The sequence below is a fragment of the Vibrio sp. TAP-3B genome (assembly GCF_057784735.1).
The window spans coordinates 2,624,510-2,642,098 of sequence record NZ_CM173495.1; the positions used below are offsets into that span (position 1 = coordinate 2,624,510).

Here is a 17,589-nt window from a genome sequence, read left to right on the forward strand (position 1 = left end):
TGAATAATGACACAACAGAAAAAGAAAGTTGGCGTTTTTACTGGAACAAGAGCCGAGTATGGTCTGCTCTTTTGGCTTTTAAAAGACATACAAAACGATCCTGAGTTGCAACTGCAACTGTTAGTCTCGGGGATGCATTTGTCGCCTGAATTTGGCGAAACCTACCAGCAGATCGAGCAAGATGGCTTTGTCATTGATGAAAAAATCGAGATCTTGCTCTCGTCAGACTCTGCTGTCGGCACCGCGAAGAGCATGGGGCTGGGAGTGCTTGGGTTTACTGATGCACTCGCGCGTTTAAAACCGGATGTATTGGTTATTTTAGGTGACCGATTTGAAGCGCTCGCCGCGGCTCAGACAGCAATGATACTGCGTATCCCAATTTTGCATTTACACGGTGGAGAAATTACCGAAGGTGCTTACGATGATGCAATACGCCATGCGATTACCAAGCTAAGCTATTTGCATGCGACATCTACAGAGGATTACAGACAGCGTGTTATTCAATTGGGGGAAATGCCAGCCCGAGTAAAAAATGTAGGTGCGATTGGTTTAGATCATCTCAAACGCGCAACGTTTATGAGTGTAGATGAGCTTGCTAAGTCGTTAGACTTTAACCTGACTCAACCATTTTTTGTAGTGACCTATCATCCTGTAACCTTGGGTGATGAGCTGCCTGAAGCAAGTTTTCAGGCACTCTTAGACGCTTTAGATGAGTACCCTGGTCATCAAGTCATCCTAACTTATCCGAATGCAGATGATGGTGGACGACGTATTATCCCGATTTTGGAACAGTATGCTCAAGCTAACCCGCAACGTGTTTTAGCTACTCCATCTCTTGGGCAGGTTCGTTACCTTAGTGCAATAAAAAATGCTTCGGCTGTCGTTGGTAATTCATCTAGTGGCATCATAGAAGTGCCATCTTTTGATGTCCCAACAGTTAATATAGGCGTGAGACAGAAAGGTCGTTTAGCTGCTAAAAGTGTCATAGATGCTGAGCCTACGGTGGCAAGTATTTCTTTAGCGCTAAAGAAGGCAGTTTCTAGACAATATAAGTTAGACAATGAAGTGGTAATGAATCCGTACGGTCAAGGTGACGCCAGTGGCCAAATTATAGAGATGATCAAGTCTTTACACTTTGAGCCAAGCAAAATCTTTTATGACCTCAAATGTGATCATTTATAATCTTCTTGCAGAGCAAAGCAACTTTAGAAAGAGAGTCCATGACGTTAATAATCGCGGAAGCCGGAGTGAATCATAACGGCGATGAAAAGTTAGCTTTTGAATTGGTCGATACCGCGCATCAAGCGGGAGCGGACATCGTTAAGTTTCAGACATTCAAAGCGAAAAACTTAGTGACGGAGCAGGCACAGCAGGCTGACTATCAAGTCGTGAATACGCAAAAGCAAGAGTCGCAACTGGCGATGTTAAGCCGGTTGGAACTCTCTTATGAGGTTCACCATCAATTAGTCGCACATTGTCAGTCGCTGGGGATTGAGTTTTTATCCACGGCTTTTGACTCGGAGAGTTTGGGTTTCCTGGTTAACGATTTGAATCTAAGCCGATTAAAAATACCTTCCGGCGAGATCACGAATGCACCTCTTGTGTTAGAGCATGCACGCACAGGTTGCGACCTGATTGTCTCTACTGGAATGGCGACACTATCGGAAGTAGAAGCGGTGTTGGGGGTTATCGCTTTTGGTTATACTGTCGATAACAATGCCACGCCAAGTGAGCTTGCATTTCAACAAGCTTATGCCTCTGAAGTTGGCCAACAGGCGTTAAAAGAAAAAGTAACATTATTGCATTGTACGACGGAATATCCAGCGCCAATGGACGAGATAAACCTCAAGGCGATGGATACCCTAGCGAATGCGTTTGAGCTACCAGCAGGCTATTCCGATCACAGTGAAGGCATTACTATTCCCATTGCGGCGGTTGCTCGCGGAGCCGTACTAATCGAGAAACACTTCACTTTGGATAAAAATATGCCGGGTCCGGATCATAAAGCATCCCTAGAGCCTCAAGAGTTGACGGCCATGGTATCGGCCATTCGCCAAGTCGAATCTGCACTCGGTCATTCGTTAAAAAGTCCGACACTGTCAGAAGTAAAAAACCGTCCCATTGCGCGTAAAAGTCTCGTCGCGGCCAAATGCATTCAGGAAGGGGAAGTGTTTACGGATGAAAACTTGACCATTAAACGCCCGGGAAGTGGTATGTCGCCTTATTGTTTTTGGCAACTACAAGGGCAGGCGGCCAGTCGCAGCTATCAACCAGGAGAGCTGATCTTTGAGTGATTTGAAACCTCTGATTGTGATTGGCGGTGGCGGGCATGCTAGTGTATTAGTCGATATACTTCGCTCCCAACAGCGAGCAATATTGGGGGTCGTCAGTCCAGATGAGCTCACTGCGCGCGCAGCGTTCGATGGCTTGAGCCATTGGCATCAGGATGATGCGATCTTGTCCTTTCCTAGTGATGAGGTGAAACTGATTAATGGTATTGGCGCTCTTCCACACTCTAAGCTGAGATGCCGGCTTAATGAGTATTTTTTAACTCATGGGTATCAGTTCGAAACCGTCATCGCACCTGCTGCGTCGGTGTCACCCTTTGCAACAATTGAAGCAGGTGCACAAATTCTTACTCATGCCATCGTTCAGGCTGGCGCCATGATTGGTAGTCATAGCATCATTAATACGGGGGCATTGGTAGAGCATGACTGTATGATTGGTGAATATAACCATATCGCTCCGAGAGCCACGTTATGTGGTCAGGTACAAACAGAAGATCATGTCTTTATTGGTGCCGGAGCGACGGTGATACAAGATGTTCACCTTGCGGAGCATGCGTTAGTTGGCGCAGGTGCCGTGGTCACAAAACATTTAACCGCTAATACCGTTTGTTATTCCAGTCGCTCAACTATTACCAAACGACATACAAATTAGAAAATAGGATACTCATGAGTCGTTGTTGGACAAATGTGCTGCTTACTGTTCAAGGTACTTTACGCGATGCACTGCAAATCATTAACACTGAAGCATTGCGTGTCGCTTTGGTGGTTAACCAAGAAAAGCAGCTGTTAGGTGTGGTGACCGACGGCGACATTCGCCGTGGATTATTGAATAACCTAGAACTGACAGAGTCAGTGGCTAAGGTGATGAATACCTCACCGACCACGGCTGCCGTGAATACCGACCGCGAAACGCTGATTGAGCTGATGGAAGCGAAGAGCATCTTATCGATACCATTGGTCGATGCTCAGGGAAAAGTTGTCGGGTTAGAAACACTGCATGGCGCGCTGCACAAACCCAAATATCAAAATCCAGTGTTTATCATGGCGGGTGGATTTGGGACTCGTCTGCGACCTTTGACGGATAGCTGTCCCAAACCCATGCTTAAAATTGGCAATAAACCTATTTTAGAGACGGTAGTTCGCAGTTTCATCAAGGCCGGTTTTGAGAACTTTTATATTTCTACCCACTACATGCCAGAGCAAATTCGTGCACATTTTGGCGACGGTAGCGAGCTGGGAGTACGCATTCAATACGTGCATGAGGAAGAGCCACTGGGTACGGGAGGGGCTTTAGGCCTGCTGCCTAATGATTTACCGGTTGATTTGCCGTTGATCATGATGAACGGAGATGTGCTGACTAAAATCGACTTTCAGCGTTTACTCACTTTTCATGCGGAGCAGCAGGCCGATGCGACCATGTGTGTGCGAGAGTACGATTATCAAGTTCCTTATGGTGTGATTAATGGTGAGGGAAATAAAATTACCTCAATGGTAGAAAAGCCAATTCAACGTTTTTTTGTGAACGCGGGAATTTATGTCGTCTCATCACGCGTGATTAAGTCGGTGCCTAAAAATCATCGTATCGACATGCCTACTTTACTCGAGCAACACATGAATGAACGCGACAATGTACGAATGTTCCCGATTCATGAGTATTGGTTGGATATCGGTAGAATGGATGACTTTAATCGTGCCCAAGCAGACATTCATACATTAGGGGTGCTGTAATGATTCATGGCAAGAAAGTTATCGCGTTAATTCCTGCCCGAGGTGGTAGTAAGCGCTTACCTCGAAAAAACACATTGCCGCTTAATGGGAAGCCTTTGGTCGGGTGGTCTATTGAAGCGGCGCAGAACTGCTCGTACATCGATAAGGTGATCGTGAGCACCGACGACCAAGAAATAGCGGATATCGCATTACAGTTTGGCGCGAATGTGCCCGAACTTCGCCCTGTTGAGTTAGCGAACGACACCGCCACAACGGCTAGTGTAATGCTTTACACGTTAGATAAGTTTGCCGCTGATGCTGACATTGTAGTGCTTTTACAGCCGACCTCCCCATTGCGTACCGCGCAGCACATTGATGAAGCTCTAAGTCTATTTCATCAAAAAGACGCTGAGTCAGTAGTATCACTCACTCCTTGTGAGCATCCTCCTTTGTGGTCGAATACACTTCCGTGTGATGGCTCAATGGGAAGCTTCATCCGTCCTGACGCCTTGCAGCGATCGCAAGATTTAGGTGACTTTTACCGTATTAATGGTGCCGTATATATTTTTGACGTCAAAACTCTGAGACAAAAAGGTGAAATTCGCTACACCGAGCATTCATTTGCTTACATTATGCCTAATCAATATTCATTGGATATTGATACTCAATTTGATTTCGAACTGGCCGAATTTTTTATGTCGAAATTAAGTGTTCCAAAGGCTGAACATTAATTGTTTGCATCTGCTCTTCTAGCCGCTTCTGGAATGTTTTATTTGGATGAGTGCTAGAAAGCGAATAGATCGGCATTTTTGGATAGAGAATACGTGCCGTGAACATCACAGTCGAAAACATACCGACTAGTGCAGATAGCTGAATGTGCTTATCGATAAGCTCTATTTCAAGCGGATACTCATTACGGTGGTAGATGATATAGTCCGCTTTTTTTAATGCGGCTGTGACTTCTTGTTTTTCTGTTCGGTGGGGGAAATATAATATTTTCTGTTGTAGATGTTCAGATAGCTGCTCAAGTTCGTGTAAATATTGCTCTGTGGTTTTTTGTCGTTTATCGCCTACCGCGCCTTGCCCAATAAATCCAATTGGCGCATTAGGCGAATATAAATCAGCGCCCCCATAGGTCTGCTTTAACCTTGAAAAGTTATTTTTGTGGATCTTTACGTGCGAAGGTGGAAGCTCAAAAAAGGTGAAAAGGTGTAAGTTATCTGATTGTGGTAAGCGACCAACAGGTTGACATCCCTGGCTGCGAACTAGGAAGTCTTGCAACAAACGAGGGCGATAAAACGACTTTTTCGATGTTATATACTCAAAGTATTCTAATAAAGTTAGGGTGCCATCATCAAAATAACACTCTTTTTCAATGGGTAAGTTGCGTATCAGCAATTTGGTCCACCAAGCATTATATTCCGCGTAAAAAAAACAAGAGAGCGGTGAGTTGCCAATAATACGCTTAACTTTTTTGATGACGCTAGGGATCGAAAAGCTGCGGTTGCCACGTTCAATTTGAATGATGTGCTGCCATTCGTTCGGCTGAAAGAGAGCGTTTTGCTGTGCCAGTCCATGTTCACTTTTTTGGCTGATAAGAACCAGTATGGATTGCTCGCACTGAAAATGGGTCTTGGCCTCTAAAGCGCAAAGATATTGAAGGGGTGAAGTAACTAAAAAGAGATTCATCATTTATTAGATTGTCATCTTCAATGTTGTGGCTAGTGCCCCTTGATTGGCAGAAATAAATGCCAGCGCGCGGTGACGCATCATGTTGCGAGTAGCTGATTTCGTGAATAGTTGATGCAAGCTGTGGGCAAGATTATCTGTAATAAGAATAGATTCATCTGCCGCCAGCGTATCTACTATCTGTGTAAAATTATAATAACTTGGCCCCGTAATAATAGGAACACCTAACGCCGCAGGCTCTAAAACATTGTGTCCGCCTACTTTGTCGCCAAGCAAACTCCCTCCCATAAAGCAGACATCAGCAGCGCCAATTAAAGTCAGCATTTCACCCATGGTATCACCGAGGTAGATTTGTGTGTTGCTCTTTATCGCCAATGTCGATGTGCGGCGCACAGTCTCAAAGCCTTGCTGTTGGCAAAGTGCAAAGACATCATCAAATCGTTCCGGATGGCGAGGAACTAAAATAAGTAAAGCGTTTGGATGAGACTGTAAGATTTGTTTATGCGCTTCTAATACTTGTTCATCTTCGCCTTTGTGGGTACTGGCTGCAATCCAAACTGGGCGATCATTGCCAAGCTGAGCGCGAAGTTCTATGCCTTGTTGCTTTACTTGCTCAGAAACCTGTATGTCGAACTTAATTGAACCAGTCACGGTTAGTTTATCTTTGTTAACCCCTAAACGCGCGAAGCGCTGTGCATCAGATTCACTCTGACAGAGTACTTGGGTTAAGCATGGGTGAAGCTGGTTAAACAACCACTGAACTTTCACGTAGTTTTGGCATGACTTTTCAGACAATCGCGCATTTACGACGGTAATGGGGATGCCTGCTTTATGAACAATATTGAGCGTGTTTGGCCATAACTCAGTTTCAATGATCAGCATTTGTTTTGGCTGTACTACTTTAAGGAAACCGTTGATCGCGAACCCAAAGTCGATCGGCATATAACGGTGTTCGACGAGCTCCCCTAGCTTCACAATTTGTTCTGCTCCGGTACTTGTCGTGGTTGTCACCAAAATAGGCTGTTCAGGGTTTTGTTCCTTAAGAGCTTTAATTAAAGGTGTTGCAGCAATACTTTCACCCACCGAAACAGCATGTATCCAAATAGGTTTGTCGTGGCTTTTTAGCTTAGGTGTGATACCAAAGTGCTCTTTCCAGCGTGTACCAAATTTGGGCTTGTTTGGTTTGCTCTTATACAAGCCAAGCAAAAGTAGTGGCGACGCTAGAGCGAGTAAAAAGGTATAAACAATACGAACTAACATGGGATTACAGTAATCGCGTCAAGTTTTTGAATGCTATCTAACACTTGTTGAGGTGAGAGCTCCGTCAAGCACTTAAGATGTTTGTATTGGCATTCGCGCTGAAAGCAAGGACGGCACTCAATATCGGTATGAACTATCTCTACTTGTTCCGCGAGCGGTGGTGTGTATTTAGGTGACGTAGACCCGTATACTGCAACTACATTACAGCCAACCGCGGCAGCCACATGCATCAAGCCTGAGTCATTTGCAACGACAGTCTTACATGCGGCAAGCAGGTCAACGGCTTCAATCAGACTAGTTTGCCCCGCTAGGACATGAATTTGAGTATGCAACTGCTGTGGTACCAACGAACGAATACTGTTGCAGGTTTCGAGATCTTTCTGTGAACCAAATAACCATACTTGATGCCCTGCTTTAGTCATTTGTGTTGCGACTTCAGCATAGTGCGTTTCTGGCCACTTCTTCGCTGGACCAAACTCTGCGCCCGGGCATAAACCAATAATCGGTCTGTTTTGCTCTAAGTTGAACTTATGCATGGTTGCTTGCTGTTCGGCGTCGTTGATCGCAAGGCGTGGGCGAGGTAAGGTTTCGAGTCCGCCTAGGGAGGTGGAGTCTATCATCTTTTCTTTGGGGTAAGCCAACGCCACATAACGTTCGACCATGTATTGAAAAGACTTCATATTAGGTCGTAAATCATTTAACAAACCATAACGCATCTCTCCCTTCCATCCTGTACGCAGAGGGACGTTGGCAAACCATGGGATCAATGCCGATTTCGCTGATTTAGGTAGGATGTAGGCTTGGTCGTATTGCTTTTCACGCAGAGACTTACCTATCTCTCTGCGGCCTAATAGATTAAATTCACCATGGCCGATAGACATTTCAATCGCTTGGTGGATCTCTGGCATGCGTTCAAGGATCGGTTTACACCATCTCGGTGCGATCACATCGATTTGGCTATCAGGATGGCGTTGTTTTAACACGATATATAATGATTGCGACATCACCATATCGCCGACCCAAGCAGGGCCTATGATTAAAATCTTTTTCATTTTTTTATTTGCCAGTCAGTCTTATATCTTGGCTTAAAGATATTGTAATAATTGTTACCGTCTTCTTGTGAGTACAATAGTTGCAGTACCCACATGTATTGTTCTGGTTTTTGGCCTACAAAGTATTCAATCGCTTCGTTACAGGTACGTGCGTCTTGTTCTTCACTTTTACCCAGGTCAAAAGCCGGTAAAATCTCAATATCGAACGTGCCGTCTTCCGTATTAGTGGAAGTAAATAGTGGCAGCACTTTTGCGTGAGATAGTTTCGCTATTTTTCCTAGCCCAGGCAGTGTTGCTTTACGTGTGGCAAAAAAGTCGACAAACACACTATGTTTAGGGCCATGGTCTTGGTCTGGCAGGTAATAACCCACATAGCCATCACGAATTGATTTCAAAAAAGGTTTGATGCCGCCAGAGCGTTCGTATACTCGACCACCATGTTGCACTCTCTGTTTGTGCATCAGCCAATCCGCAACCTCATTCTTTTGTTTTTTTGCCATAGCAGAAATTGGAATGCCCATAGCGGTAAATAAAATGGCAGGAACATCAATTGCCCAGGAGTGCGGCACCATCAAAATTACGTTTTCATTGCTATCAATGTGCTGGCGTAAAATGTCCAAGCCGCGGATGTGGCAACGCTGTTGAAGCCATTTTGGGGAGCGTAAACTTAATAGTCCAAAGCGGAAAAAGAACACGGCTGCGGTATAGAGTGTTTTTTCAATCAAAGCTTCGCGTTCTTGAAAAGGCTTTTCCGGAAAGCACAGTTCAAAGTTAACACGCGCTCGATGAGCGGGGCCCTTGTGAGACTTAGACAGTTTTTTTGCGATGGTTTTCGCTAACCACTTTTGTACGCTCAGTGGCATTAACGCCAGAGGTAAGAATAAGATAACACCTAGCCACGTTCCCCAATATTTAGGCGACAGAAAGTGGCGCTTAAATTCAGGGTTATATGCTTTGGGATCGAAGTCGTTACGTTCAGAAGTCATTTGGGTATTTGTAACCTATATTATTTGCAGTCATGAACGGGCTTTGTCTGCCTTATTCGTTAATTATATAGACGTTTTCGGTGTAAGCGCGGTACGTTCATTCACTGTCCTGAGAGCTTTGATTTTATCTTGAGAATCGGATTGTTAGCTTATCATTATTGGGTTACCCGACTCACTGCGTATGAGCCTATAATTGCCGTGACTTAGCCATATCGTTTAGCGATTTATCAACGTGTAGACCTTTCGTCTCATTTGTTCATAAAAACGGAATGCTTCGATAAGCATTTTATCAGCCAATGTTAATGTGATTTTATTTTTCCTTATACGGCCTATTGTGGATGGGATTGCCGCTCGAGAAACCACATCGGGATAAACACTAACGATGTTAACTTTATGAATCCATACTTTTTCCATGTAGTCATCCACAGGGGCTAGTATTTCTTTTGCATGCTCTATAAGACTTTGTGCTGCCGTTGTGCTTATGAGGTATCCCATTGCTCCTGTTGTTGGTCGAACGTAGGTGCCTAAAGCGAAAGTGTCGTTGAGGCAGCTTGCTTTTTTAAAGGGAACTCCTTTTTTAGAGGCCGCTAGTTTTATAAGTGTTCTTGATTTCATTAATGGAGGTCGCGCTTTGCTTAAATCGGTAACAAAAGAGGCAAACTGTTGGTGTATATCAACGTTGTCTTCCAACACTAATACATCTTGTTTGTGCTGGACGCTCCATTGCCATATCGCCATATGGCTAAAAAAACATGCAATTTCACCTTCTGTTAGCTCATAGCCTTTTAAATAGCGTGTTTTTGCTGGGTTTAATCTACTTCTTTGTTCATGAGACAATTCCTGGGGGGTTATTGCATCAAAGAACTCAAAATCAATATTAGCCGCACTTAATGCCGCTTCTATACGCTCTCTACGTTCGGTTGATCGTTTCAGGCTCAAGACAAAGATTTTCATTACAACGCTCTTTTGAAAAATATAAAATAAAGCAACATAAATAGAAGCTTAAAGTACTGGCATTACTCAAAGGAATATCGGTTAAACCAGAGATAGCATATATACAACACACCAGTAGCATTGCATCTGTATGGGGTAAAGAATGTCGAAGGTAATAAACAACCGGTGTTAATAAAAAACCCATTACAATTATCACTCCAATCAAGCCATCACGTACCCAAGTTGAGATAACTTGATTATGGTAGTGGTATAGGACGGTTAAATCTAGCCCCCCATGATTTTCGAACCGCTCCTCCAGTAAAGGCTTATCCTCATAGCCGTGTCCCAGTAATGGAGCTGATGGGATAATAGATAAACCAGCCTTCCAGAGCTCAAGTCGAGAGTGGATGCTGTAGTCTTTATTTGAGGCACTCTCGTTGTATTCACTGACTTGATTTAACTTATGGCTCAGAAAAGAGTTAGAAAATATTTGCGGAGTCAGAACACCGATACTGAGAATCACAATGAGTATGGCGTTCATGTGTTTTTTCTCAAAGAGAGTTTGTAAGAGCAAGACACCAACTGTAATAGCAAAAGCAAGCAGTGGCCCACGAGAGGAAGCGCCAATGAATGGAAAACTTACCAGTATAAAAGAGGCAATACCGATGAACATCAAGTGCTGTTTTTTTTGTGTTATCAAATAAAGGCTAAGCACTGCAATCGCAGCGGTGTAGGTGGCAAAGTTTATACGATTCAAGTACCAGATATTTTCACTGCCAAGCATTACATAGTAGATGCAAGCTGATGTAGCAGATAACGCAACAAAGCATGCCAGCATATTTCTTGATAATTTTGGCCTTGGAAGAAAAAGAGAGCATAGAGTAAAGGAAAGCACGACTCTTAAAGTGCTTGAGCTAAAGCCGTGGTAAGTTTTACTAAATACATAGTAAATGGATATTATAACTAAGGCTTTGCTGAGCCAGTCCCAACAAAGAGATAGACGATTATTTTCTCGGTAAAACAGGAATTGATACACCGCAATCGAAGATAGAGTAATTATAACGATATCTTTTGTTGCATCGGAATACCAAAACATCGCAGTGAAGGTAAATAAAAAAGGTAACATTGCGATGGTGCGAATAGTCTTAGTCATAAGTCACTTACATACTGGAGAGGGGACATGCAATGCGCTCTCATTTTTAGATACGAGTTTTTATGCAACTATACCCAATAAAACCCTGCGGTAACTTGGGTATAGACTTTGAGAGAGTGAGCGGAGTTGCTAAGGATTTTGAATTGCTAAATATTCCGCAACACCTTCGGCAACCGTTTTAAACTCAACATCACAGCCAGCAGCGCGTAGCTTGGTAAGATCAGCTTGAGTGAACTCTTGATAAGCGCCTTTTAGATGCTCTGGGAATGGAATGTTCTCCATTTCGCCTTTTGCGTGGTGTGTGATGACTGCTTTGGCAATTTCATTGAAAGATTCAGCGCGGCCAGTACCACAGTTAAAGATGCCAGATACGCCGTTTTCTAAGAACCAAAGGTTTACTTTACACACATCACCAACGTAGACGAAGTCTCGTTTAAAATGACCGCTACCTTCAAAAAGCTTAGGGTTTTCACCTGCATTGAGTTGGTTGTTTAGATGGAATGCTACCGAAGCCATGCTTCCTTTGTGATCTTCGCGTGGACCATAGACGTTGAAGTAACGGAAGCCCGTGATCTGAGATAGTTTATCACCATGCTCTTCAGCATCTTGCCATAGGCGACGAACGTAATTATCAAACTGTTGTTTTGAGTAACCGTATACGTTTAGTGCGCCTTCGTACTCACGTTCTTCAACAAACGTATCAGTGTCGCCGTAAGTAGCAGCAGAAGAGGCGTAAAGGAATGGAATTTCACGATCTAAGCAGTAATGCAGTAGCTCTTTAGAGTACTCATAATTGTTTAGCATCATGTATTTGCCATCCCACTCTGTTGTTGCAGAGCAAGCGCCTTCGTGGAAAACTGCTTCGATAGGGCCGAAATCATCACCCGCCATCACTTGCGTGAGGAAGTCATCGCGATCCATGTAATCAGTGATATCAAGATCAACCAAGTTCTTAAACTTCTTGCCATTTTTTAGGTTGTCGACAACCAAGATATCGTTAATACCAGCTTCGTTTAGTGCTTTAACAATATTGCTGCCGATCATGCCAGCGCCACCAGTTACGATGATCATAGAACTTCCACCATAGGTTAAAATTTTCTTAGGAATTCTAGCAAGAAACGAAAAGTTGCGCTACGAAAGGAGAAAGATAGGTTTTGGTTACCTATGAGTCTACAAACGGCTCTTATTGCGAAAAAAGGGAGCCGAAGCTCCCTTAACTGCTTTATTGCTCCGTGTCTGAACGGTTTGGTCTTTGATACCAAGGATTACGCTCATCGGTGAGCTCTATTAAGCTGTACTTACGCCCCAGCTTCTGACCGCCATCTCGAGTCAGCGGTTGCCAACTGAAGAAGGCACGATTGTTACTTGGTTTTACCGTCATAATGTCGAATGGGACCGAAATATAGAAGCCTTTAGTAAAGCTACCTTCACCAAACTCATCCGCAGACAAATCAGTAATGGAAGCAAATGCCCCTGCAATCACACCACTTTTGAACTGTTTCGATACGTTTACTTGAGTGCCGACATCTCCAGCGAGAAACTGACCTATATCGACTTGAATCATCAAGTCCTGTAGGAAACGCCACTGCGGATAGTAGTAACCGGATACAAAACCAGTGAAGCCCTTATCTATTACTTGGAACGGACGTCCATATTCTGGCACGTTTTGCCACTTTTCATCGTACACGCCAAAGTAGCTTTGCGGGTCGCGCTGAGAAATTAAGTTAGCATCTGCCCCAATCGCCCAGCTAGCGCCTTTCGGACGGTATAGAAATTCCGTCCCGACACCCGCAAACATGCTTTCCAGATAACCAGCGTAGAATTGTTGATCCATAGTATTGGAATACTCTTGGAACCAAGTTAACTGTAGGTTTGACATGGTTACAGCATGTTCATTTTGATAAGCACGGAACATGGTTCGAACACGAGGAACTATTGTTCCATCGGGTGGAGTGACATAGTTAAATTTATCGTAGTTGTTGTACCAATCCCAGTAGAGCGAACCGCCGATTTCAAGGTTATCCGTCAGCCAGTAAGATGCGCTACCCCTTAAACCTACACTAAATAGGTAGAACTCTTCAGGATTACCTAGGGTTTGAGCCAGTTTAGGAGAGAACCCCCAATCAAAACGTTCAAAACTGTCGTAGGCTGGCTTACCTTGCGGTTTCTCGCTTGATATTGAAGTTGCATCTTCAATGTTAGGGTTGAGGTAGTTAACTTCTGCAAAGTCACGGTATTTGTCTTTAGAAATGACAGTCTGGTCACCAAGTAAACCGCCACTGCGTTCGTTGATGGTAAAGTTCTCAATGCTGTCAGGCGTTTGGTTGTGTAACACTGCTGCCATTTTCTCATGAGCTTCATGACGATCTCGATACTTTTTCTGTTCGCCAACGACAGAGACGGTGTTATCTTTGACGTAAATCTGCGTGTTTTGGTAACCAGCAATTTTATCCAGATCTTCGGTAACTTGCTTCCACTCTACATCAGACACCTGTTCTGGCTGCTTATCTTCAATTTCAGGGGTTGGCGTGTCCCGCCAGAAAGAAGGCATATCATTAAAGTTGGTATACAGACTTATTCCCGCGACTAAGGTATCACCGCGTTCATAGCTCAAACGTAAGTCTGCCATATGACCTAAACGGTAAAGTACGCCAAAGTTCCAAGGAGTATGAGGCGTCATATCTACGCCGCCACGAACAACTGGGAAATCTTCGCTGTAATCATTACTGTCGTATTCGAGCTTAAACCGTAACGGGTCATGCAAGGTTTGATATTCAACCCCACCAAACAGAGCGGCTGGCCCTTTAAGCCAGCGCTCGAAATCAACACTCCCGCCGTTGCCTTTATAATCAGAAGGGCGTTCGCAGAATTTGTCTGATAATTTGCAGGCTGGGTTGCTCATGTTATCGCGGGTACCAAGGTAGCCCCAGCCCATACCTAAGGTAAAATCAAAGGTACCTAAATTGGGGTTAGAATAGCGTTTCGTTGCCGCAATAAATTCACCATCAAACAGGCCTGTCCCTGCAAAATCACGTACACCAACAGAAAGCTCCGGCAAGTACTCGGATTCTTTTAATAAGCGAACTTTAAAATCGATACCTTTGTCAGTGTATTTGGTATCGCCGGAAAAATCAGGGTCACTACTGTAGAATAGGTCATTGACCATAGTGTAGCGAATGGTCGTTTCCAACCAAGGCATTACTTGGAGCGTTACGTTATAAAATAAGTATTCATCACTGCCCGTGACGGCAAAGTTGAATTCCCCTTCTGGCGCCATACGGCCGGTTGGCATTTGCAGTAGGCCGACACCACCAAAATCCATTTGCGATGGTTGTAATGGGGGAGCTTCAAACGGCATATCTTGAGCCCAAACCAACATCGGGCTCATTAAAGAAAGGGATAAACTGGCTCTAATCAGGTTCATTATTAATTCTTCGATGAGGTTGGTTTACGCTGCACAAGCAGCTTGACGATATCCTGATCCATTGGTGACTGTTCAAAGTCTCCAAACGGGATATACACCATAGTGAGCGGTGGCAAGTAATATTGTGTCGTTAACCAATTCCCGTGGTGAGGTTGGATAACTTTTCCATCTGGGTAAATCACAATCGGTGGATAAGCAAGCTTGCCAATTTCGCCATTTTGTAAGTTTTCAACTTGTTGCTGAAGTGGGATACCTGCTTGATTCTTAACATTATAGACTTGGTCGACATTACCCACATAGAGTACCTTCTCTTCTCGTGGAGGAGCGCTCAAAGTCAACTGGCCAGTTAACAAGGGATTGTCAAATTTATCTAGGCGAACTTGGTCGATATCTATTGCCGATAACACGCGAGGCGCAAACTGACTTTGCTTAATAAACTTATAAAACGGATGCGCCACTAAATTGTGTTGAATCATCTGGTTCAATACAAAGTTTTTTAACGCGGTACTTTCTTGTTGCGCTTTTTCTGAGTCATCGAATAGCGTAACCGCTAAAGAGTATTGCAAGACTTGCTGTTGATCTTGCGCGAGCTTAAGAACTCTATCTAAACGTGCTGGTTGTTCGAATTGCAATGCTTTGTCGGTACCAAGTAACGCCACGCTCAACGGTGGTGCATTATCATATTCCGATTTAGCCACCACGGAGCCTGTCAGCATGCTGGCTACCAAAGCCAGACTTAATAAAGGGAACAGTTGTCTACTCATGATTTGCTGTATCCTTTTAAAATGGTCAACTCCACCGCCACCATGTTTGGCCCTAAGTGCTGACGCGTTTTCACTACTTGCCCTTTGTCATTGACCCAGTAAAGGTTCTCAACGGTTTCTGATAAATGAGTAAATTCTAGCGTTTCTTTGTAGACGTGCGCCGACGTGCTTGAAACAGGCGTCACGACCGTTTCCTTGCCTTGGTAAGAGCGCTTAACGTCGGCAGAAAAACCATAACGATATTTGTCTGACCAATCGTAAGACAGTGAGTACTGCTCAGGTGTGCGTGCGTAAACTGGGATCTGCCCATAAACCCCAGCAAGGTTGGAGGCTTGAAGGCCAATGGTTTTGACAATATAGCCATTTTCCGTCACGACCATGGCTTTATCTGCGCTAACCCATTTTTGTTGGATTTTGCCAGTCAAAGGATTTCGTTCGGCAAAGGCCAACACAACGAACACTTGTTTTTGACTGCCAATTTTTAGGTAGGCGCTGGCATAAGGAATGGCTTCAATTTCATTTGGAGTCAGCTCCACATCGATGTAGTTGCCATAGGCCTCTTGCACGGTGGCCGAAACATCATTGAATTTTTGAGTACAACCGAAGGTAAGGCTTAATACGGGCAGGGCAACAAGCAAACGCGTCCATTTTAACGATAGAAAGGTGTTCATTATTCCCTCTTACAAATAAAATCGCCCTGAATAGCTCAGGGCGATTGTCTATTCTACGAAACTAAATTACTTAGTTACTGAAGTAGAAGTAGAAGTAGAAGTAGAAGTAGACGTTGAATCACTGTCTGACGCAGCAACTGCCACGACAGTGACTGCAGCTGCTGCACCTACTGCTACCGCTGTTGTGCCTGTTGCAGAAGCTGCTGCTGTGCCAGTAGTACCAGCTTCAGTTGCTGCAAATGCAGTTGACGCGCTTAGAGCCATCAGAATAGCTAGAGCTGTGTTCTTCATTATTAATCCTTGTATTTCGGGTTTTAAAACATCGATGTTTGGTCTGTTTATAACACACCATTAGTTATTCTAGTTAAAAAGTAATCAGCATGTAAATAGTTTCTTATGGGTTTTACTCAGTTCAATAAGATCGCGTCTTGAAAGAAGGAGAAGGGCTTAGAATCTTAACCCTGCCTTTCTGGTCTTGATATTTCGTAAACGAGGCACTGCATAATCTCTCAAAACACGTTGAGATGTGGCTGGCAATTTTCGCCGACTCAATAGTACTTCCGGTTAGGACTTTTGAGCTTTAGGAGAGTCATCTCACCGCAAACCTTAGATCCAAGCCACTTGTCGTTTTACGCCAATTCATGCATAATTTGGCGGATTTTGTGTGGTGTATTTCAAGCGTTGTTTTTTATTCGACGCCGCAAAAAAGTCAGACTTAAGATAATATTTATATCAATAATCCGAGTCAGTCGGTAATCAGCGAACAGTGGCTAATGCGTAATGCCGCAGGGCGGTAGCGTGGAAACGCAAGATATTAACAGACATCCACTGCGGACGTTATTCATGCGCAGCGGTCAGTCGATACCTAGGGAACAATTACGTGATTAATAAGCGACCATGGCTAGGGGCGTTGAGTGCAGTCAGCCTAGGCTTGTGCTCATTTTCTGCCTCAGCAGATTTTTATGCAGGTGCGTTAGTAAGTTACTCTAACGCCGAGTATCAACACTCCTCCTCTATAGCCGAAGGAAACCCCTTCCTTCTTCAAGCACAAGCAGGCTACTTCTTTAATGACTACCTAGCTCTAGAAGCGCGTTATGGAACATCTATACAGCGTGATAGTGGCCTCGCCGTAGATAACGTGGCAAGTGGCTTTGTTAAGTTAAATATGCCAGTTTCTGAGCGTATTGCACTGTACGGACTTGCTGGTTACTCTAGCGTCCAGATAGACCAACAAAATATTAGCTCGGACAGGAAGCAAGGCTTTAGCTTTGGTTTAGGTATGCACTACGCGTTGGATAAGCATAATGCAGTGGTGTTTGAATTTGTGGACAGCGCTTCAGAAGATCAGGTTCGCCTGAATGCAATCACGCTCGGATTTCAGCACCGATTTTAATCAAAAGACCTAGTGCCTAGTGTTAGTAACTAGGATTTTTTATTCTCGATTTAGATAGCGAATTATCATGTTCAAAGGATATCTCTCAGTTGCCGTTGGTGTATTGGCAAGCCTATTTACGCCGCTCACTTATGCGCAATCTCCAACGCCTGAACAGGTACAAATGTTTCAAAGCTTGCCGGCCGGTCAACAACAAGCTTTAGCGAGTAAATATGGCTTCTCTATCCCTTCTGGTACCTCCTCTCAAAGTGCATCATATAAAAATCCAC

The 17,589-nt window shown here is 44.1% G+C and carries 17 protein-coding genes; 6 read left to right on the top strand and 11 right to left on the bottom strand.

The genetic code is table 11. The features are described from left to right. Positions 1 to 6: 6 nt before the first annotated feature. From neuC to AC3D28_RS12440, 5 genes are read left to right on the top strand one after another with little or no spacing between them, the layout of a single operon-like run. On the top strand, positions 7 to 1,182 hold the full coding sequence (neuC, locus tag AC3D28_RS12420; RefSeq protein WP_488534927.1) for a UDP-N-acetylglucosamine 2-epimerase: 1,176 nt from the start codon (positions 7 to 9) through the stop codon (positions 1,180 to 1,182). Positions 1,183 to 1,220: 38 nt separating this feature from the next. Beyond that, on the top strand, positions 1,221 to 2,294 hold the full coding sequence (gene neuB, locus AC3D28_RS12425; RefSeq protein WP_488534928.1) for an N-acetylneuraminate synthase: 1,074 nt from the start codon (positions 1,221 to 1,223) through the stop codon (positions 2,292 to 2,294). Continuing rightward, entirely contained in the window at positions 2,287 to 2,940 is a 654-nt protein-coding gene (locus AC3D28_RS12430) for an acetyltransferase (RefSeq protein ID WP_488534929.1), read from the top strand. Before neuB ends, AC3D28_RS12430 begins: the two co-directional genes overlap by 8 nt. A gap of 14 nt (positions 2,941 to 2,954) precedes the next feature. Next, positions 2,955 to 4,016 carry a nucleotidyltransferase family protein gene (locus AC3D28_RS12435; protein ID WP_488534930.1) on the top strand — a complete coding sequence of 354 codons (1,062 nt, stop codon included), beginning with the start codon at positions 2,955 to 2,957 and terminating at the stop codon, positions 4,014 to 4,016. Continuing rightward, entirely contained in the window at positions 4,016 to 4,726 is a 711-nt protein-coding gene (locus tag AC3D28_RS12440) for an acylneuraminate cytidylyltransferase family protein (protein WP_488534931.1), read from the top strand. The genes AC3D28_RS12435 and AC3D28_RS12440 overlap by 1 nt, the downstream gene beginning before the upstream one ends. Here the strand turns inward: AC3D28_RS12440 and AC3D28_RS12445 are convergent. The 11 genes from AC3D28_RS12445 to AC3D28_RS12495 all read right to left on the bottom strand — a co-directional run bounded on the left by AC3D28_RS12445 (position 4,689) and on the right by AC3D28_RS12495 (position 16,218). Then, positions 4,689 to 5,687 (bottom strand): glycosyltransferase 52 family protein, encoded by a 999-nt coding sequence (locus tag AC3D28_RS12445; RefSeq protein ID WP_488534932.1) that lies wholly within the window; start codon positions 5,685 to 5,687, stop codon positions 4,689 to 4,691. The two genes, AC3D28_RS12440 and AC3D28_RS12445, sit on opposite strands and share 38 nt — an antisense overlap. 3 nt (positions 5,688 to 5,690) lie before the next feature. Beyond that, the gene (gene waaA, locus AC3D28_RS12450) at positions 5,691 to 6,944 is read right to left on the bottom strand and encodes a lipid IV(A) 3-deoxy-D-manno-octulosonic acid transferase (protein WP_488534933.1); all 1,254 of its coding nucleotides are present in this window, start codon (positions 6,942 to 6,944) and stop codon (positions 5,691 to 5,693) included. Next, positions 6,938 to 7,996, bottom strand: coding sequence for a lipopolysaccharide heptosyltransferase II (gene waaF / locus AC3D28_RS12455; protein ID WP_488534934.1), 1,059 nt, complete (start codon positions 7,994 to 7,996; stop codon positions 6,938 to 6,940). Before waaF ends, waaA begins: the two co-directional genes overlap by 7 nt. Continuing rightward, a complete protein-coding gene (gene lpxM / locus AC3D28_RS12460) occupies positions 7,993 to 8,982 on the bottom strand; it encodes a lauroyl-Kdo(2)-lipid IV(A) myristoyltransferase (protein ID WP_488534935.1) in 990 nt (329 codons plus the stop codon). The genes waaF and lpxM overlap by 4 nt, the downstream gene beginning before the upstream one ends. 216 nt (positions 8,983 to 9,198) lie before the next feature. Further along, entirely contained in the window at positions 9,199 to 9,936 is a 738-nt protein-coding gene (locus AC3D28_RS12465; RefSeq protein WP_098416750.1) for a glycosyltransferase family 25 protein, read from the bottom strand. Further along, positions 9,893 to 11,068 (bottom strand): O-antigen ligase family protein, encoded by a 1,176-nt coding sequence (locus tag AC3D28_RS12470; RefSeq protein ID WP_488534936.1) that lies wholly within the window; start codon positions 11,066 to 11,068, stop codon positions 9,893 to 9,895. The genes AC3D28_RS12465 and AC3D28_RS12470 overlap by 44 nt, the downstream gene beginning before the upstream one ends. Positions 11,069 to 11,197: 129 nt before the next feature. Further along, positions 11,198 to 12,139 (bottom strand): ADP-glyceromanno-heptose 6-epimerase, encoded by a 942-nt coding sequence (rfaD, locus tag AC3D28_RS12475; protein ID WP_488534937.1) that lies wholly within the window; start codon positions 12,137 to 12,139, stop codon positions 11,198 to 11,200. Between the two features lie 151 nt (positions 12,140 to 12,290). Further along, entirely contained in the window at positions 12,291 to 14,492 is a 2,202-nt protein-coding gene (locus AC3D28_RS12480; protein ID WP_488534938.1) for a YjbH domain-containing protein, read from the bottom strand. A gap of 2 nt (positions 14,493 to 14,494) precedes the next feature. After that, positions 14,495 to 15,256, bottom strand: coding sequence for a capsule biosynthesis GfcC family protein (locus AC3D28_RS12485; RefSeq protein ID WP_488534939.1), 762 nt, complete (start codon positions 15,254 to 15,256; stop codon positions 14,495 to 14,497). Next, entirely contained in the window at positions 15,253 to 15,927 is a 675-nt protein-coding gene (locus AC3D28_RS12490) for a YjbF family lipoprotein (RefSeq protein WP_488534940.1), read from the bottom strand. Before AC3D28_RS12490 ends, AC3D28_RS12485 begins: the two co-directional genes overlap by 4 nt. Positions 15,928 to 15,993: 66 nt before the next feature. After that, positions 15,994 to 16,218 carry a hypothetical protein gene (locus tag AC3D28_RS12495; protein ID WP_020904330.1) on the bottom strand — a complete coding sequence of 75 codons (225 nt, stop codon included), beginning with the start codon at positions 16,216 to 16,218 and terminating at the stop codon, positions 15,994 to 15,996. 589 nt (positions 16,219 to 16,807) lie between these two features. Between AC3D28_RS12495 and AC3D28_RS12500 the strand changes: the two genes are divergently transcribed. Continuing rightward, positions 16,808 to 17,320 carry a porin family protein gene (locus AC3D28_RS12500; RefSeq protein ID WP_488534941.1) on the top strand — a complete coding sequence of 171 codons (513 nt, stop codon included), beginning with the start codon at positions 16,808 to 16,810 and terminating at the stop codon, positions 17,318 to 17,320. Positions 17,321 to 17,589 lie beyond the last annotated feature (269 nt).